This window comes from Achromobacter sp. E1 (assembly GCF_037039475.1).
Classification (GTDB): domain Bacteria; phylum Pseudomonadota; class Gammaproteobacteria; order Burkholderiales; family Burkholderiaceae_B; genus Achromobacter; species Achromobacter mucicolens.
In genome coordinates, this window is the sequence record NZ_CP146253.1 from 874233 (window position 1) to 889876 (window position 15644).

Sequence of the window (15644 nt, forward strand, 5' to 3'; positions counted from 1 at the left end):
TCCTGTTCAACGCCACGGCTAGGATTGCGTGGCGGGGGATCGGTTGCAGCTGCGGGTGAAGGGCAACATGCGGAGCACGCGGTTGGCATAGAAGCAGGGGCGGATCGGCGATTCACCCATGGCGACCGCCTGCGATAGCGCCTGAGTGGCTTCTCGGAACGAGTCCGCCTCGAACTCGGCGGGAGCCTGTATCGGAATGTCGACGTTCAGTTCCCACTGATCAGGTCCGAAGGTCCAGTGGGCATCAGCTGCCCAGCGCACAAGCGCTTGGCGGACGGTCCCGTCTTGCGGGCTGACCCGCCAAATCTGTTTAGGCGGCTCCACGACTTGCGGTTCGGCAACGGGCTCGGTAGGAGTAACTTCGACCGTTACGACGGCGCCAGCGGTCGGAGTGACTTGTTGCGGACTTTCGTTCACGTCGTTGGTAGGCACGGAGGCTTCATTTGTTGCTACCGGCGGCGGCGCCGACGCAGAGGCGCTGGCACCAGGCGTTGCCTCAGTCGCGGCTGGCTTAGGCGCGCTGGCAGCTGGTGCAGTGCTTTCGAGCTTGGGCGGCGCTTCCGGCACGGGGATGGGGGGAATGTCTGCCGAAGCCAGGGCGGTCGGCGATTTACCCGGTAGAACGGTGCGCGGATCAGCATGGTTGATGAGGATGCGTCCGGAGTCCGGAGGTGTCGGAGGGGCGGGCGGGACAAATCCGCAGGCCGAAAGAAGGCAGGCCGCCGAGACGACGGCCGCCAAGAGGGGTGCTTGCATTGGGGATCCTAAAGAGTTACTTGAAGGTCTGGGGCGTCACGCCCTGCCGTTCAAGTTCATGGTGAACGGCGCGCAGCTCGGCCGGGGAGCTCTGTCGCCTGGTGAGCAGCAACAGTTCGAGGAGGATGGGGAGCAGCGAACCGTCGGACTGTCCGCTCGGGGCGTTATCCAGCAGCGTGAGGCGCAGCTGCGAAACATGTTCGGCGACCTGGTCGTCGACTTCGAGCCGATCCCGCAGGTACGCGGAAAGCGTCATGCCGCGATCCGCAGCTGCTTGCGCGTACCGCCGGCGGGCGTCATCGGATAGCCGGAATGTGATCGGGCGCTCAAGCAGGGAGCGCATGAAGCCTCGCCTCCTCCACCACGATGTGGCCCATGGCCTCAGCAAATGCCTGCTTGAAGGCGTCCCGCCGGATTCTGCGTTCGAGGGGCGAATCGGCTTTGCCTTTGCAATGCTCGATAAATTGCTGGTCGCGGTACTGAGCCGGAGTCATCTCCGGAGCCGTTTCGAACCAAGTGCGAGCTGCTTGGCGTGCGTCGCGCGCCGTGGATGGAAATTCAAATGCGGCGCCGGATGGGTAGGCCGCGGACGACTGAACCATATAGATCCTCTGCGAATGACGTGCGCACCTCGGCCTGCCGCCGTGGGCGACATACGCGGGCTGCGGGTTTAGCTGACTATCCAGCGTGACTGGGGATGTGCCGCGAAGGAGCGGCTAGGGCTGCTGGCGCATGTGTCGGCGCGCCAGAGAGGTGAAAGTCCTGCTAGGTTCGCGCGGCAGCGGGCCTTGACCAAATCTTGACCGCAATCATTAAAAAAGACCGCAAAACCCTGCGAATCACTGATTGAATGTCCAGTGGCTAAAGGGGGGCTATCGTTGCAAGTCTTTGATTGAAAAGACATTCTGACTTGCAGGGATTTGCAGATCGGCGGACTTTTAATCCGTTGGTCGCGAGTTCGAGTCTCGCACAACCCACCACCCCAATTCGCGCAAGCATCGAATCGAACGCCGCTATATCGATAGCGGCGTTTTTCGTTGGTGCCAAATATTGGTGCCAAATTTTGTTTGCGCCAAATACAAAACGCCGCTATCGACATAGCGGCGTTTTGCTTTGCCTGGCGTTCGTGTACGTCTTAGTACCGCCAGGTCATATGGACGGAACCGGCGTTTTCCCGGTTGCCGCCGCCGAACTGGCCGGTGTAGTTCAGGCCAATGGTTGCATTGCGCGTGAGCGCGGTTTCGACCCCGAGCTCGGCCAGCGCGGCATCGCGCGCGATGGGAGCGCCGGCCACGGTGAAAGCCTGGCCGCCATCGAAGGACATGGTGCTTTCGGGCTGCACGTCGCCAAAGGCGTGGCGCCAGCCCAAGGTGGCCTGCACGCGCCCTTCGGTCTGGCCAACCGTGAAGTTCATCAGCCCGCGCAAGCCGAGCGTGGAGGTGGTTTGCTTGTTGCTGTCGCTTTGCCCGTTCAAGGCGGCCGATCCGCCGGACTCCGAGAAGCTGCGGTTGCGGGTATCGCTCCAGGACAGCCCGACGAAGGGCTCGATGCTGACGCGCTCGGACATGGGCAGGGCATAGCCGAGTTCGGCGAACAACTGCGTGGTGCTCGCGCCATAGTCGGCAGTCAGCGTCTGGGACACGCCGGAAACGCTGGCGCGGCGTTCGGTGGAGATGTCGTGCCAGGTGTAGGCCGTGCCAGCCATCACATTCAACTTGCCGGGGCCGACCTCGAACACCTTGCCGCCAAACACCGCCGCGCTGTAGCCGGCAATGTCGGCCTGCGACGAACGGTCGTCCACGCGAATCTTGCTGTCGGTGAAGCCCAGGGCGCCGCCCAGGCGCCAGCCGCCGCCCAAGGCGTGGTCGACGCCGGCGAAGACGCCGCCGGTGTTTTGGCGCACTTGCGCGGAATCGCCGTTGCCCTTCCAGGTCTGCCAGTTGCCGATGACTTCGGCCCAGGCGGGCTGCGCATTGGAGGAAGGCAGGGCGGACGCGGACGGGGTGCCGCCAAGTTGCGCGGTCGGCGCGCCTGCCCGCATGCCCGCGCCCAGGTTGGCGCGCAGGTAAGCGAGGGGCACCGCGCGTACCGAATTGTTGAGACCCGTCAGGGTGGAGGTGACGCTGGCGTGCGCTTCTCCGGACAGGCTGTTGAAGGCGGCGGCCGTGGCGCCTTCGGGCAGCGTCAGGATGTATTCGTGCAGCGGGTTGCCGGCGGGCAGGCTGTCCAGAGCGTTGGCCACGGCGCGCTGGTTGCCCGTTTGCGCCGCGTCGGCGAAGGCGATCGGGCGAGTCGGCGTTTCAGGAACGCTGGGGGTGACCGGCGTGACCGGCGTAACCGGGGTCTCCGGGGTTTCCGGGGTCACGGGCACCTGCTTGCGGCCAAGCTGCATCACGACGTTCTGGCCGTCATAACGCAGGGCCGGATCCAGGAAGGCGTAGTTGGACGAGACGCTATTGAACTGCCCGTTGACCGTGCCCGCGCTGAGGATGGCATATTCGCGCCGGGTCTGGAACCCGCCGTCCGGCCCGACATGCACCGCCGAACCCGCCAGGTTTGCCGTGCCGCTGACAACGACACGGCTGCTTGCCGACGATTGGGAATCGGCCCTCACCTGATAGACCGAACCGGGCGAGAACGTCAGGTCGCCCGCGACGTTCAGGGTCGTGCCGGCCGCGCCAGGGGCCAGCGTGGCGCCGTTTTGCAGCGTGGTCGTGCCGACCGTTCCCGAGCCGCGCAGGGATGCGCCGCTGGCGACATTCAGGGTGCCGCCCAGGGCGCCGTTGACTGTCAGGGCGCCGCCCAGCAGATTGGTTTGTCCACTGAATCCGCTGGAATCGCCCGTCAAGGTGGTCGATCCGGCCAGCATGTCGATGGTGCCCATGCCTGGCGTCAGGGAACTGATGCCGGGCGCAAAAACGTAACTCGAACTGGAGTGGTTAAACACCAGCTTGCCGGTCCCGTTGCCAAAGCGCACGCCAAGCGCGGCCTGCACGACGCCCGGCGCGGCAGCGGCGTCGCTGGCGGCGGCGCCGATATTCAAGGTGCCCACCGATCCCGCCGCATCGGCGATTCGGACGCGATTGGCGGTTTCAAGGGTGGCGCCGTTGGACAAGGTGGCGGCGCCCGTGCCTTGATAGCCAACGAGGAAGGCGCTGGATGTCCTGAGCCGGGTCTGCGGGCCGTCCGCGACGAGGGTGCCTTCGCTGCCCGCGTTGAACCCAGCGACGATCTGGTAGGCGTCGACCAGCGCACCGTCCGTTGCGGTCAACTGGCCCTTTGAGCCGGTATTCAAGCCCAGGGAGATGAAGTCGGTCAGCGATGAGAACTGGGTGCCGGCCCCGGAAACCAGAAGCTTGCCTTCGCCGCCCGCGTACATGCCCACGTAGGTCCGGCTTCCAGCCGAGGCCGTGGCGCCGCCTTTGATGTCCAGCGTGCCCGTGCCGCGCGAGCCGACCGTGATGCTGCCGCTTGCCTGCAACGAAGCGCCGGCGCCAATGATCTCGACCGTACTCGTCGAGCCCGCGCTATTTGCCATCAGCAGGCCGCTGACTTGCGCCGTGCCCCTATCGGAAATCGTGACGACGCTGGCCCCGTTGTCGCTGACGGTGAACTGCCCCGACTGCACTGCGCTGCCAGCTCCCGTGATGCTCAGGGTGCCGAAGGATCCAACGTGCGAACCCAGCGAGAAGGTCGTCGTTGCGATGGCTTTGCCGCCGCCGGTCACGTTAAACGTGCCCGTGCCATAAAAGCCCACATTGAAAGCGTTCGCGGTCCACTGGGAACCCGCGCCATTGATGGTGGCCGTGCCGGACTGAAGTTCGGACGTGCCGGGCGTGAAACCATTCGTGGAGTTGCTGATGATGGCGGTATCGCTGGTCAACTGACCGCCATTTTGCACGGTGAGCGATGGCCCCCCAATTGCGCCAAGAAACACGACGCCCGCCTGGGCGTTGCTGTTGTCGATAACCGGCGCGTTTGGCGTCACGCTATTGATGAACAGATAACCGGTCGAGCCCGGCAGCGATGCCGACGACCAGTTTTGCGCGTCTTGCCAGTCTGCGCTCTGCGTGCCGTTCCAGGTGATGTTCTGCGCAATCGCAGGCGCGGCGCCCAAGGTCAGCATGCCGGACCCGGACAGGCCAAGCGCTTGCAAGGCAATGACAATGGCCCTTTTTTTCAGTTTTTGTTGAGGCATTTCGCGTTTCAGAAGTGAATTTAGCTGAGGCGGAATGGCGCAAATCCTGAAAAAGCCATGGCGCACGTGAAGGGAAAGCGGGGATGCGAGGGATGCTGCGGCTTCGATGCTTGGGAAGCCTGCGCGTTGGGGCGCGCGCAATCGATCTTACGGTTTGCTGAAAAAGCCAAAGCCCAAAAAAACACCGGTGTTGACGGCTATTTTTCTCATTGCGATGCGACCCCAATTCTGATCCCGAGGGCGTAGTCTTCCGTTTTCCAGGCGCATCGCGTATAACTTCCAAACGATATGTGCAGCGCAACATGGCGCATGTCGCAGTCACACCGATCGCAAGCTCACCCCCAGCCTCCCGCAAGGAGTTCCGCCGTGGCCCGATCCAAAGCGTCAGCGACTGCCCGCGATCCCGTCTTGATCGATCTTGCGCTGCAGGGGGGAGGCGCGCACGGCGCCTTCACCTGGGGCGTGCTGGACCGGCTGCTGGAAGAATCGTGGCTCGGCATCGACGGCATCTCCGGCACGTCGGCCGGCGCCATGAACGCCGCCGTGCTGGTGCTGGGACATGCGCGCGGGGGCGCGCAGGGCGCCCGCGCCGCGCTCGAGGACTTCTGGCGCCGCGTGTCCGACGCCGCCCGCTTCAGTCCCTTTCGCCGCAGCCCGCTCGACATCCTGATGGGCTCGTGGTCGCTGGACAATTCCCCCATGTTCATTGCTTTCGACATGGCGTCGCGGGTGTTCTCTCCCTATGACCTCAGCGCGTCCGGGGCCAATCCCCTGGCCGCCATCCTGCGGGAGGTCATTGATTTCGACGAACTGGCGCGCGCGCCCATCCATCTGTTCGTCACCGCAACGAACGCGCGCACGGGCCGGGGCCGGGTGTTCAAGAATGCCGAGGTCAATGCCGACGTGCTGCTGGCGTCGGCCTGCCTGCCCACGCTGTTCCGCGCCGTGATGATCGACGGCGATCCCTATTGGGACGGCGGCTACAGCGGCAATCCGACCATCACGCCGCTGGTGCGGGACTGCCAGTCGCACGACACGATCCTGGTGCAGATCAATCCGGTGGAGCGGGCCGGGTTGCCCAGCAGCGCCCGCGAGATCATGAACCGCCTGAACGAAGTCACCTTCAACGCATCGCTCCTGAAGGAGCTGCGGATGATCGCGCTGCTGCGCCAGGTGGCCGACCCCGGCAATGGCGAGGGCAGGATGTGGGCGCAGATGCGGATACACCGGATCTCGTCCGAGCTCATGGTGGAGCTGGGGTATTCGTCCAAGCTCAACGCTGAATGGCCGTTCCTGTGCATGCTGCGCGACGAGGGCAGAAAGGCGGCCGAGCGTTTCCTGGCCGAACACGGCGACGATCTGGGCAAACGGTCGTCATTGGATATCGACGAATTGCTGGGCGAGGTCTGATCATGGGACTGTTCGGTATTCTGCTGGCGCTGGTCCTGCTGATCGGGCTGGCCTATCGCGGCTGGAGCATCCTGCTGCTGGCGCCGGCCGCGGCAATGGTGACGGCTGCCGCGGCGGGGGAGCCGCTGCTGGCCCATTGGACGCAGACCTTCATGGGCGGCGCGGCCGGGTTCGTCGCCCAGTTCTTTCCCTTGTTCCTTCTGGGGGCGCTGTTCGGCAAGCTCATGGCCGACAGCGGCTCGGTCACGGCGATTGCCGACGCCATGACGCGCAAGCTGGGCGCGCGGCGCGCCATCCTGGCCGTGGTGCTGGCCGGCGCCATCGTGACGTACGGCGGCGTCAGCCTGTTCGTGGCGTTTTTTGTGCTGGCGCCCATGGCGCATGCGCTGTTCCGGTCGGCCGGCATTCCGGTGCGCCTGATGCCGGCGGCGATCCTGCTTGGCACGTCAACCTTCACGATGTCCGCGTTGCCGGGCACGCCAGCCGTGCAGAACGCCATCCCCATGCCGTTTTTTGCGACCACGCCGTTCGCCGCGCCGGGGCTGGGCATCGTGGCCAGCGCAATCATGCTGGGCTTCGGGCTGTGGTGGTTGAGCCGCGCCGAAGCCGCCGCGCGGCGGGCGGGCGAAGGCTACGTCGCGCCCGCGGGCATGGCCAGCGACGTCGCCGACGACGTGCTGGTGCGCGAGCGCGCCACCGTCGCGCGCGAGTTCGACCCGGCCGAAATGCAACATGGCCAGCGCAGCCCGGACGCGCCCTCGGCGCTGGTGGCGGCGACGCCGCTGGTCGTGGTGATCCTGGTCAACCTGCTCATGACGCTGATCGTCCTGCCGCGCATGGACACCGCGTGGCTTGCCGAGGCGCGCTGGGGCGGCACCAGCCTGGCCGCGGTGGGCGGCGTCTGGTCGGTGATCACCGCGTTGCTGGCCGCGATCGTGGTGCTGGTGGTGTTGAACTTCCGGCGCCTGCCGTCGCTGCGCGACACGATGGACGCCGGCGTGAACGCGTCCGCGCTGCCGCTCCTGAGCGTCGCGAGCCTGGTGGGATTCGGCGCGGTGGTCGCCTCGCTGCCATCGTTTGCGGCGGTGCGCGACTGGGTGCTGTCGATCGAAGGCGGGCCGCTGGTGTCGCTGGCCGTGGCCACCAACGTGCTGGCGGCGTTGACCGGATCGGCGTCGGGCGGCCTGACCATCGCCCTGCAATCGCTGGCCGGCACCTACATGGAGCTGGCGCAAACCCTGGGCATCGATCCGGCGCTGATGCACCGCGTGTCGGTGATTGGCGCGGGCACGCTGGACAGCTTGCCGCACAACGGCGCCGTGGTGACCTTGCTGGCGGTGTGCGGGTCGAACCACCGGGATGGCTACATGAATATCGTCGTGGTGGGCATCGTGGGACCCATCATCGGGCTGGCGGCGGTCATCGCGCTGGGCAGCGCGGTGGGATCGTTCTGACGCGACGCCCGTCAGGACAGCGTGCGCGCGGGCAGCGCCGCCGACAGGTCGTTCAGGCTCAGGCCGCAGCACCGCGCCCGCTCGGCCAGCGTTTCGCTCTGCGCCAGGGCGCGGCTGCTTTCCTCCAGCAGCACGTCCAGCTGCTCTTGCGGCGTGGCGGCCATCGCCCATGCCCGGTCCGCAAAGCGCACGGCAAACTGGTCCACGCACGATTTGCAGATGGCCGCGCCGTTCTGCTCGAGCAGCGGCGCGCCCTGCGCGAGCGTCGATTGGCAAAACTGACAGGCGAGGGCGTGGTTCATGCGTCGGGCGGCCGGGACGAGAGTTGGCAAAAACGGCCACGGAAACGACGGGGCCTGTCATTGAACAACGGCCGCGCACGCCCAGTCTTAAATCGCGGGGCTTGGCGCCTTAATCGACATTGAAGCCGCCCGGCCCCGCGTGCCCAAGCAATTCCCGGGCGCATTGGACCGCTTCTCCCGGTGTCGCGACCGCCAGGAACGGCAGGCCGAAGGCGCGAGCCATCTTTTCGCCGCGCTTGCGCAGCTTGTCCAGCGCCTGGGCATCGCGTTCGACGGCGATGAACGCCCGGCATCGCGCCCGCAGGCGCGGCATGTTGGCGGTCTGCCATTCGATCATGGCCCTGCGGTCTTCGTGCGCGGCCTCATGGCGCGTGTCGGGCACCACCATGACAAAGGTGCGCGGGTTCTCCACCAGCAGCTCCATTTCCCGGATCCATGTGGCCGAATAGCCGAGCGGCGCGCCGCCGTGCCGGGCCGTCACGATGGGAAACTGCGACAGGTCGTGAAAGAAGAATTGATCGTGGTTCATTCGAAGGCTCCGTGGGGCAGGGCAGGGTCGTCCGTGGCGCAGCCGCAGCTGCCGTAAAGCACGAGACTGTAGGAATCCAGTTCAAAGCCGCAGCGCCGCGCGATCTTCCGGACCCGCTGCGCCGTGGCGGGATCGCTGGACTCCCGGATCTGGCCGCAGCGCGTGCAGACCAGGTGGTCGTGATGCCCCTTGTCGTTCAGTTCGAACACGTTGGTGTGCGAATCGAGCTGGGTGCGTTTGAGCAGGCCGGCATGCTCCAGTTGCGTGATCACCCGGTACACCGTGGCCAGGCCGATATTGCTGTGGTCCGAGATGAGGCGGCGGTAGATGTCCGCGGCGCTCATGTGCTCGTCGGCATGGCGGTAGAAGATGTCCAGGATCTTCAGACGCGGAAAGGTGGCTTTGATGCCGGCGTCGCGCAGCCGTGTGTGGTCCATGAAATTTCTCCATTCGGTGGGCGGATATCCCAATGATGAGAATGATGTACATTTTCAAATGGACCCGCTAACGGGAACCCGTCAACCTGTACCTCAAACCTGCCAACCATGCGTGAAGCGGCTGCCTCTCCCCCTCTGCCCGACGTCCTGCTGACGCCGTACAGCCTGCGACGGCGCCGGGAATCCAAGGGCATTTCGGTGCCCGCGCACGTCCACGCCGAGGGCATGCTGGTGCTGGTGCACGAGGGACTTGTCATGGTGCAGTCGGGTGACCGCGTGTTGACGGTGCTGCCGGGCAGCCTGGGCTGGATTCCGCCCGGCGTGCGCCATGGCGCGCGCTGGTTTGGCGAGGCGCGCGGCTCGTTCCTGCACGTGCACCCCGACGGCTGCGCGCGCTTGCCGCCGCATTGCCGGGCGTGGCCGTCCTCGCGGCTGATCGAGGCGCTGGTCGAGCGCTTCATCGAAGGCACGTCGCGGGAGACCCCGGCGGCTTATCAGGCGCAACTCTTTGACGTGCTGCTGGAAGAGCTGAGACAGCGCAGCGCCGAGGCGACCGTGCCGCTGCCGATGCCGGCCGACCCGCGCCTGCAGGATCTGGCCAACACATTGCTGGATACGCCGGACGACACGGCGGGCATCGACGAATGGGCGCAGCGGTTGAACATGTCTTCGCGCACCCTGATGCGGCGCTTTCGCCAGGAAACCGGCGTGACGCTCGGGCAGTGGCGTCAGCAGGCCAGGCTGCTGCGGGCGCTTGAGATGCTGTTTCGCGGCGGATCCGTCACGCAGGCGGCGTTGTCGGTGGGCTACGAAAGCACCAGCGCATTCATCGGCAGCTTTCGCACGGCGTTCGGCATGACGCCCACGCGCTATCTGGCGGGGCGCGCCTAGGACATGACCGCGAAGGGTTCGCCGCGGCGCGCGTCAGGCGGCCGCGGGCTGGTCCGGATGCAGCGGGCCCTGCGGGTCGTTCTCGGCGTCGGGACGGGGCGGCACGGGTGCCAGACCCAATCCCAGTCGCAGGCGCTGGCAATCCGGATTGGGCGATCCGTCCGGCATCCAGATGTCGAAGTCGCGGCACGGCGTGGGCCGGTTGTCGTAGATGTCGCAGTGAATGCCGGGCTTGCCGAGTTCTCCGCGCAGCGAGATGCAGCGCCCGCCGCCCATCTCCGTGCCCTTCATGCAGGCGCGCAGGGGGCTCATCTGGGTGACCAGTTCCAGTGGCACCTGGCCGCCGTTTTCGCCGGCCAGTTCACCGACGTAAAAGGACACGCGAAAGTGCGCGCAACATGCGCCGCAGTCCAGGCAGGGATTGGCGGACGGGTCGTCGCCGGCCAGCACGGCAGGCGACACGAAGGCAACGAGCGAAGTCAGTGGCAGGGACATGGGGCAAGGTCCGAAATGGCCTGTCCGGCTCCCCGTCTTGGCGCATGCCGGGCCTGCGATGCGCCGGCCCGCCGCGCTGATCCGACGGTGCGCGCGGCACAGGCCGGCGCCGAATCAAGGCCGGAAATATTATCTGGATTTGCGTTGCGGCCGCTACGACTTTTTTCAGGGACGTTGCTGGAGTAGCATCGGTAGCCCGTCAGCCGTAAGGAGCGATCCCTTGTCCGCCAAAACCGATTTCCCAGATGGCCTTGCCCGTTGCGGCTGGGTGGACACGTCCGCCGAATACATGGCCTATCACGATACCGAATGGGGCCGCCCCGAAGGCGACGATCGCGCGCTGTTTGAACAGCTTTGCCTTGAAGGTTTCCAGTCCGGGCTCAGCTGGCGCACCATCCTGAACAAGCGCGAGGCCTTCCGCCGCGGCTTCGCCAACTTCGACCCGGCCAGGCTTGCTGCCTTTGGCGAACACGAAGTACATACGCTCTTGGCCGACCCGGGCATCGTGCGCCATCGCGGCAAGATCGAAGCCATGATCAACAACGCGGCCCGCGCGCTGGAAATGATCGACCGCGAAGGATCCCTGGCCGCGTATTTCTGGCGCTTCGAAGCGCCGCCCTCCAAGGTATCCACCTACGGCGCCTCGACCTCCGAACAGTCCGAAGCCCTGTCCAAGTCGCTCAAGAAGCTGGGCTGGAAGTTCGTGGGGCCGACCACGGTGTACGCCTTCATGCAGTCCGTGGGCATGGTCAACGACCACAGCCCCGGCTGCCATTGCCACGCGCTCGTCGAAAAGAAGCGCAAGGCGTTTGTTCGGCCGGGTGTCCGGTCAGCCTAGGGCGCGGTCTGCACCGGCGCCTGCGTGGGCAAGCTGTAACGCCCCTCGCGGTAAGCCCAGCTTGGCCACAGCGCGTGCGCCAGCGCCTCGGTTGCCAGTTCGGCGTTCAGCGGCGCGGGCGCGTAGTCCTCGGGGGCCGTGTAGCGGTACTGCACCGGGGGCTTGTTGGGCGCCAGCACCAGCAGGTCGTCTCCCTTCAGATACCCATAGGTGCTGTCGTACTGCATGATGGCGCGTCCGGGCGTGCTGCGCGTCAGGTCGTGGCCGATCATCGGGTGCTCGGTATCCACGCCGATCAGCGACAGCAGGGTGGGCGGCAGGTCGATCTGGCTGATGATGCGGTCGTCGCGCCGCGCCTCGATGCCGGCGCCCAGGATCACGGCAGGAATGTGGAAGTGGCGTACCGGCACCAGGCTGGCGCCGAACACGCGCGAGTCATGGTCCGCCGCCACCAGGAAGACCGTGTTTTCCCAATACGGAGACGCCTTGGCGCGTTCGAAGAACCGGCCCAGCGCCCAGTCGGCGTAGCGCACCGTGTTCTCGACGGTGGCGGGATTGCCGTCGGTTTCGATGCGGCCCGCCGGGTACTCCCAAGGCGTATGGTTGGACACGCTGAACGCCAGCGTGAAGGTCGGCTGGTCGCCGTCTTCGCGCAGCAGGCGGTCAAGCTGGTTGAACATGTCCTCGTCCGACGCGCCCCACGTGCCGACGAACGCGGGGTCCACGAAATCGGGCCGGTCGACGATCTGCTTGAAGCCGTTGCCCAGAAAGAAGCCCTTCATGTTGTCGAAGTGCGACTCGCCGCCATAGATGAAGCGCGAGTGATAACCGTGGCGCCCCAGCAGGTCGGCCAGCGAAAAGAACCCGCGCTGCGAGCGCGGCAGTTTCAGCACCGCTTGCGCGGGGGTGGGCAGGAACCCGGTGGTGACAGCTTCCAGTCCGCGCACCGAGCGGGTGCCGGTGGCGTAGGCGCGCGTGAAAGTCCAAGCCTCGCGCGCCAGCGCGTCCAGCTCCGGCGTCAGGTTGGCGCCGCCCAAGGCCGCGCTGTACTGCGCGCCCAGGCTTTCTTCAAGGATGATGACCAGATTGAGCGGGCGATGCGTCTTGCGCGTGGCCGGCTGGCGATGCAGGCTGGGGTAGTCGGGATTCGGCGGGGGAAACGGCAGCCCGGACTTCGCCAGCACCAGGGCGTGCATTTCGTCGTCGTCCATGCCGCCATATACGGCGGAGGCCGACTTCTCGTTCTTCATGCTGTAGACCGCATAGAACACGTTGTACAGCGAGTTCAACGCCAGGGTGTTGAGCATGCCGTCGGAGCTGTAGGCCACCGACGACGGGTTGATGGGACGGTGGCCCAGCGTGCCGCGGATGGCCAGGATCACCACCGCCAGGATCGCCACGCTGGCTAGCGGCATCTGCCACCACGTCAGCGGCGCATCCGGACGCGCGTGGCCCAGCAGCGCCCATGCGGCCCAGCCAATCAGCGCCAGCGCGCCCAGCCCGCCCAGCAGGGCGCCCTTGTAGCCGCGCCACAGCATGCCAGAGACTTCGCGCGGGTGCTTCAGGTATTCGACGAACAGGCGGTTGGGACGGGAGTCGTATTCGATGATGAAGGGCGGCGTCGCCACTTCCAGGAACGCCAGCAGGACGAACGCCACGATGTACCAGACAGCGGTGATGTCCGCCGCCACCGGGATGTGGCCGAATAGCGGCGACAGCACGGCCGGCAGCGCCGCCAGCACCGCGATCTGATGCGCATCGATCCGCAGTCCCCGCAGCAGCAAAGGCGCCAGGCCGCCGGCGTTGCGCACGCGCTGCCACTGCCAAAGCGCCAGCGCCAGGCGGCTGAGCGTCAGCAGCGCGAAGGCCGCCAACACGAATATCAAAGTCGAGTGCCGCATCGGGCCTCCAGGTTGTCCTGCACTTGCGCCCGGTCAGGGCGGATTTGGTTATTTGGCATTGGAACCGCGCCGCCGTCAAAAATTCGGCAAGCGGGCCGGATACGGTTACTACGATCCAGCCGTAGTCGTCTCTCTTTGTAACGGCGCGCACATCTCACGGGCATGCCGCTTGCTGCGCAGCGGTGCGGACGTTCGCGCCGTTGGCATGCCTGCATGGCGAGTTCGCCCGGAAAAATCCGCACACATTATGGCGTTGTTCCGTCCGACCGTCGCTGCCGGCCGAGATACCCTGGGGTAGTGATCCGGCCAGCGCAGTTCGGCCGGGCAGCAAAGCCAAGGATAGTAACCATGACGCGAACAAGAAAAATAGCGATCGGGATTGTAGGGGGCATTGCCCTGCTGGTGGCGGTAATGGTGATCGTGATCGCCACGTTCGACTGGAACCGCGCCAAGCCCATGATCAACGAACGGGCCACGGCCGCCATGGGCCGCCCGTTTGCCATCAACGGCGACCTGAGCGTGCGATGGCAAAGGGAGGCGGGAGAGGGCGGCTGGCGCAGCTGGGTGCCGTGGCCGCGTGTGGTCGCCAACGACATCACCATCGCCAATACCGAATGGGGCAAGGCGCCGCACTTCGCCACCCTCAAGCGCGCGGAGTTCAGCCTGTCCCCCTTGCCGCTGCTGGCCCAGCACGTCGTCATCCGTCATATCCAGTTGACCGAGCCCGCGGCTGACCTCGAAAGGCTGGAAGACGGCCGCGCCAATTGGGTCTTCACGCTGCCGGAGTCCGGCGAGCCGTCCCCGTGGGTGCTGGACATCAATGAGATCGGCTTTGACAAGGGGCGGGTCGGCTATGCCGACGAAGTCATGAAGGCCGACCTGACCGTGCTGGTCGATCCGCTGGGCAAGCCCGTGCCATTCGCGGACGTGGCCGGTAAATCCTTCGAGCCCGAGGACGGTTCGGCCGTCGCGCCGCGCGACTACGTGTTCGGATGGAAGGTCGACGGCAAATACAAGGGGCTGTCCACCAAGGGCGAGGGCAAGGTCGGCGGCATGCTGGCCCTGCAGGATCCCAAGCAGCCGTTCCCCTTGCAGGCCGACGTGGCCATCGGCGGCACGCGCGCCTCGGTCGCGGGCACGCTGACCGATCCCGTGCATCTGGGCGCGCTGGACCTGCACCTGAAATTGTCCGGCTCGTCCATGGCGCAGCTGTATCCGTTGACGGGTGTCACGCTGCCGGACACGCCGCCCTACAGCACCGACGGCCACTTGGTGGCCAAGCTGCAGAACCCGGGCGGTGCGGTGTTCGACTACAAGAATTTCAACGGCAAGGTCGGCGACAGCGATCTGCATGGCGACATCAGGTTCGCGCTGGGCGCGCCCCGTCCCAAGCTGACGGGCAAGCTCTCGTCCAAGCTGCTGCAAATGGCCGACCTGGGCCCGCTGATCGGCGTGCCGTCCGGCGGGGGGCCGAAGGCCGACACGGACAAATCCAAGGACGCGCCCGCCAAGCCCAAGGGCGGCAAGGTACTGCCCACGCAGGAGTTCCGCACCGACCGCTGGCGCGACATGGATGCGGATGTGTCGCTGGACGCGGCGCGCATCGTCCACGACAGCAAACTGCCGTTGTCTGATCTCTCGGTCCACGTCATTCTGCAGGACGGCAAGCTCACGCTTGATCCGCTGCGCTTCGGCATGGCCGGCGGCACGATGAACGCGACGGCGCGACTGGACGGCTCGAAAGCGCCGCTTACCGGCCGCGTCGACATGCACGCGCGCCGGTTGCAGCTCAAGCAGCTGTTTCCGTCTGCCGAAGCCATGCAGAAAACGCTGGGCGAGCTCAACGGCGACCTGGCGATCAGCGGCACTGGCAACTCCGTGGCGGCCCTGCTGGGCACGGCGACGGGCGACGTCAAGATGCTGGTCAACGACGGCGTCATCAGCCGCAGCCTGATGGAGCTGGCGGGACTGAACGTCGCCAACTATGTGGTCTCCAAGCTGTTCGGCGACGATGAAGTGAAGATCAATTGCGGCGCGGCGGACCTGGAGCTGAAACGGGGCGTGATGACGCCGCGCGTCTTTGTGTTCGACACCGACAACGCGTTGATCACCATCACCGGCTCGGCCAGCTTCAAGGACGAAACCCTGGATCTGGATATCGACCCGGACAGCAAGGGCTTTCGCATCTTCTCCTTGCGCTCGCCGTTGTACGTGCGCGGGACGTTCGGTTCGCCCGACGTGGGCGTGCATGTCGCGCCGCTGGCGGCGCGCGGCGCGGGCATGGTGGCGCTGGGCGTGCTGCTGACGCCGGCGGCCGGGCTGCTGGCGCTGATCGCGCCCAGCGCGAATGAAGACAATGCTTGCGGGCCGTTGCTGGAGCAGATGCGCAAGCCGCCCAAGGCGCCTGCGCCGGCCAAGAAGTAAATAGGCAAG

At 66.0% G+C, this 15644-nt stretch carries 14 protein-coding genes; 5 read left to right on the forward strand and 9 right to left on the reverse strand.

Annotation, left to right across the window (positions count from 1 at the left end):
• Positions 1-18: 18 nt before the first annotated feature.
• The 4 genes from V6V88_RS04005 to V6V88_RS04020 all read right to left on the reverse strand — a co-directional run bounded on the left by V6V88_RS04005 (position 19) and on the right by V6V88_RS04020 (position 4954).
• Positions 19-432 carry a toxin co-regulated pilus biosynthesis Q family protein gene (locus V6V88_RS04005; protein ID WP_253856180.1) on the reverse strand — a complete coding sequence of 138 codons (414 nt, stop codon included), beginning with the start codon at positions 430-432 and terminating at the stop codon, positions 19-21.
• Between the two features lie 340 nt (positions 433-772).
• A complete protein-coding gene (locus V6V88_RS04010; protein ID WP_152383468.1) occupies positions 773-1099 on the reverse strand; it encodes a hypothetical protein in 327 nt (108 codons plus the stop codon).
• The gene (locus V6V88_RS04015) at positions 1083-1358 is read right to left on the reverse strand and encodes a hypothetical protein (protein WP_152383469.1); all 276 of its coding nucleotides are present in this window, start codon (positions 1356-1358) and stop codon (positions 1083-1085) included. Before V6V88_RS04015 ends, V6V88_RS04010 begins: the two co-directional genes overlap by 17 nt.
• A gap of 533 nt (positions 1359-1891) precedes the next feature.
• Positions 1892-4954, reverse strand: coding sequence for an autotransporter domain-containing protein (locus V6V88_RS04020; RefSeq protein WP_338617965.1), 3063 nt, complete (start codon positions 4952-4954; stop codon positions 1892-1894).
• A 366-nt stretch (positions 4955-5320) separates the two neighbouring features.
• On the opposite strand from V6V88_RS04020, the gene V6V88_RS04025 reads away from it, so the two are divergent.
• Entirely contained in the window at positions 5321-6364 is a 1044-nt protein-coding gene (locus tag V6V88_RS04025) for a patatin-like phospholipase family protein (RefSeq protein WP_338617967.1), read from the forward strand.
• A gap of 2 nt (positions 6365-6366) precedes the next feature.
• Positions 6367-7818, forward strand: a complete 1452-nt coding sequence (locus V6V88_RS04030) for a GntP family permease (protein WP_062841662.1) — start codon at positions 6367-6369, stop codon at positions 7816-7818.
• Between the two features lie 11 nt (positions 7819-7829).
• Here the strand turns inward: V6V88_RS04030 and V6V88_RS04035 are convergent, their stop codons facing one another.
• The 3 genes from V6V88_RS04035 to V6V88_RS04045 all read right to left on the reverse strand — a co-directional run bounded on the left by V6V88_RS04035 (position 7830) and on the right by V6V88_RS04045 (position 9086).
• Positions 7830-8120, reverse strand: a complete 291-nt coding sequence (locus V6V88_RS04035; RefSeq protein WP_056320842.1) for a ClpX C4-type zinc finger protein — start codon at positions 8118-8120, stop codon at positions 7830-7832.
• Between the two features lie 109 nt (positions 8121-8229).
• Complete coding sequence (locus V6V88_RS04040; RefSeq protein ID WP_056320845.1) at positions 8230-8649, reverse strand: hypothetical protein; 420 nt, start codon at positions 8647-8649, stop codon at positions 8230-8232.
• On the reverse strand, positions 8646-9086 hold the full coding sequence (locus V6V88_RS04045) for a transcriptional repressor (protein WP_175236535.1): 441 nt from the start codon (positions 9084-9086) through the stop codon (positions 8646-8648). The genes V6V88_RS04040 and V6V88_RS04045 overlap by 4 nt, the downstream gene beginning before the upstream one ends.
• Positions 9087-9194: 108 nt before the next feature.
• Here V6V88_RS04045 and V6V88_RS04050 point away from each other — a divergent pair, with 108 nt between their 5' ends.
• Positions 9195-9977, forward strand: a complete 783-nt coding sequence (locus V6V88_RS04050) for an AraC family transcriptional regulator (protein WP_226848135.1) — start codon at positions 9195-9197, stop codon at positions 9975-9977.
• Positions 9978-10010: 33 nt separating this feature from the next.
• Here V6V88_RS04050 and V6V88_RS04055 read toward each other — a convergent pair whose 3' ends face one another.
• Positions 10011-10472, reverse strand: a complete 462-nt coding sequence (locus V6V88_RS04055; RefSeq protein ID WP_338617971.1) for a YkgJ family cysteine cluster protein — start codon at positions 10470-10472, stop codon at positions 10011-10013.
• 220 nt (positions 10473-10692) lie between these two features.
• On the opposite strand from V6V88_RS04055, the gene V6V88_RS04060 reads away from it, so the two are divergent.
• Complete coding sequence (locus tag V6V88_RS04060; protein WP_223574303.1) at positions 10693-11310, forward strand: DNA-3-methyladenine glycosylase I; 618 nt, start codon at positions 10693-10695, stop codon at positions 11308-11310.
• Here the strand turns inward: V6V88_RS04060 and V6V88_RS04065 are convergent.
• A complete protein-coding gene (locus V6V88_RS04065; protein ID WP_338617973.1) occupies positions 11307-13211 on the reverse strand; it encodes an LTA synthase family protein in 1905 nt (634 codons plus the stop codon). The two genes, V6V88_RS04060 and V6V88_RS04065, sit on opposite strands and share 4 nt — an antisense overlap.
• A gap of 348 nt (positions 13212-13559) precedes the next feature.
• On the opposite strand from V6V88_RS04065, the gene V6V88_RS04070 reads away from it, so the two are divergent.
• Positions 13560-15635 (forward strand): AsmA family protein, encoded by a 2076-nt coding sequence (locus V6V88_RS04070; RefSeq protein WP_338617976.1) that lies wholly within the window; start codon positions 13560-13562, stop codon positions 15633-15635.
• The last annotated feature ends 9 nt before the right edge of the window (positions 15636-15644 follow it).

What these genes read in the sequence shown, in the direction of transcription:
- V6V88_RS04070 (WP_338617976.1), top strand. Translation starts at nt 13,560, where the DNA reads ATGACGCGAACAAGAAAAATAGCGATCGGGATTGTAGGGGGCATTGCC.
- V6V88_RS04015 (WP_152383469.1), bottom strand. Translation starts at nt 1,358, where the DNA reads ATGGTTCAGTCGTCCGCGGCCTACCCATCCGGCGCCGCATTTGAATTT.
- V6V88_RS04020 (WP_338617965.1), bottom strand. Translation starts at nt 4,954, where the DNA reads ATGCCTCAACAAAAACTGAAAAAAAGGGCCATTGTCATTGCCTTGCAA.
- V6V88_RS04045 (WP_175236535.1), bottom strand. Translation starts at nt 9,086, where the DNA reads ATGGACCACACACGGCTGCGCGACGCCGGCATCAAAGCCACCTTTCCG.
- V6V88_RS04050 (WP_226848135.1), top strand. Translation starts at nt 9,195, where the DNA reads ATGCGTGAAGCGGCTGCCTCTCCCCCTCTGCCCGACGTCCTGCTGACG.
- V6V88_RS04030 (WP_062841662.1), top strand. Translation starts at nt 6,367, where the DNA reads ATGGGACTGTTCGGTATTCTGCTGGCGCTGGTCCTGCTGATCGGGCTG.
- V6V88_RS04065 (WP_338617973.1), bottom strand. Translation starts at nt 13,211, where the DNA reads ATGCGGCACTCGACTTTGATATTCGTGTTGGCGGCCTTCGCGCTGCTG.
- V6V88_RS04040 (WP_056320845.1), bottom strand. Translation starts at nt 8,649, where the DNA reads ATGAACCACGATCAATTCTTCTTTCACGACCTGTCGCAGTTTCCCATC.
- V6V88_RS04010 (WP_152383468.1), bottom strand. Translation starts at nt 1,099, where the DNA reads ATGCGCTCCCTGCTTGAGCGCCCGATCACATTCCGGCTATCCGATGAC.
- V6V88_RS04035 (WP_056320842.1), bottom strand. Translation starts at nt 8,120, where the DNA reads ATGAACCACGCCCTCGCCTGTCAGTTTTGCCAATCGACGCTCGCGCAG.
- V6V88_RS04055 (WP_338617971.1), bottom strand. Translation starts at nt 10,472, where the DNA reads ATGTCCCTGCCACTGACTTCGCTCGTTGCCTTCGTGTCGCCTGCCGTG.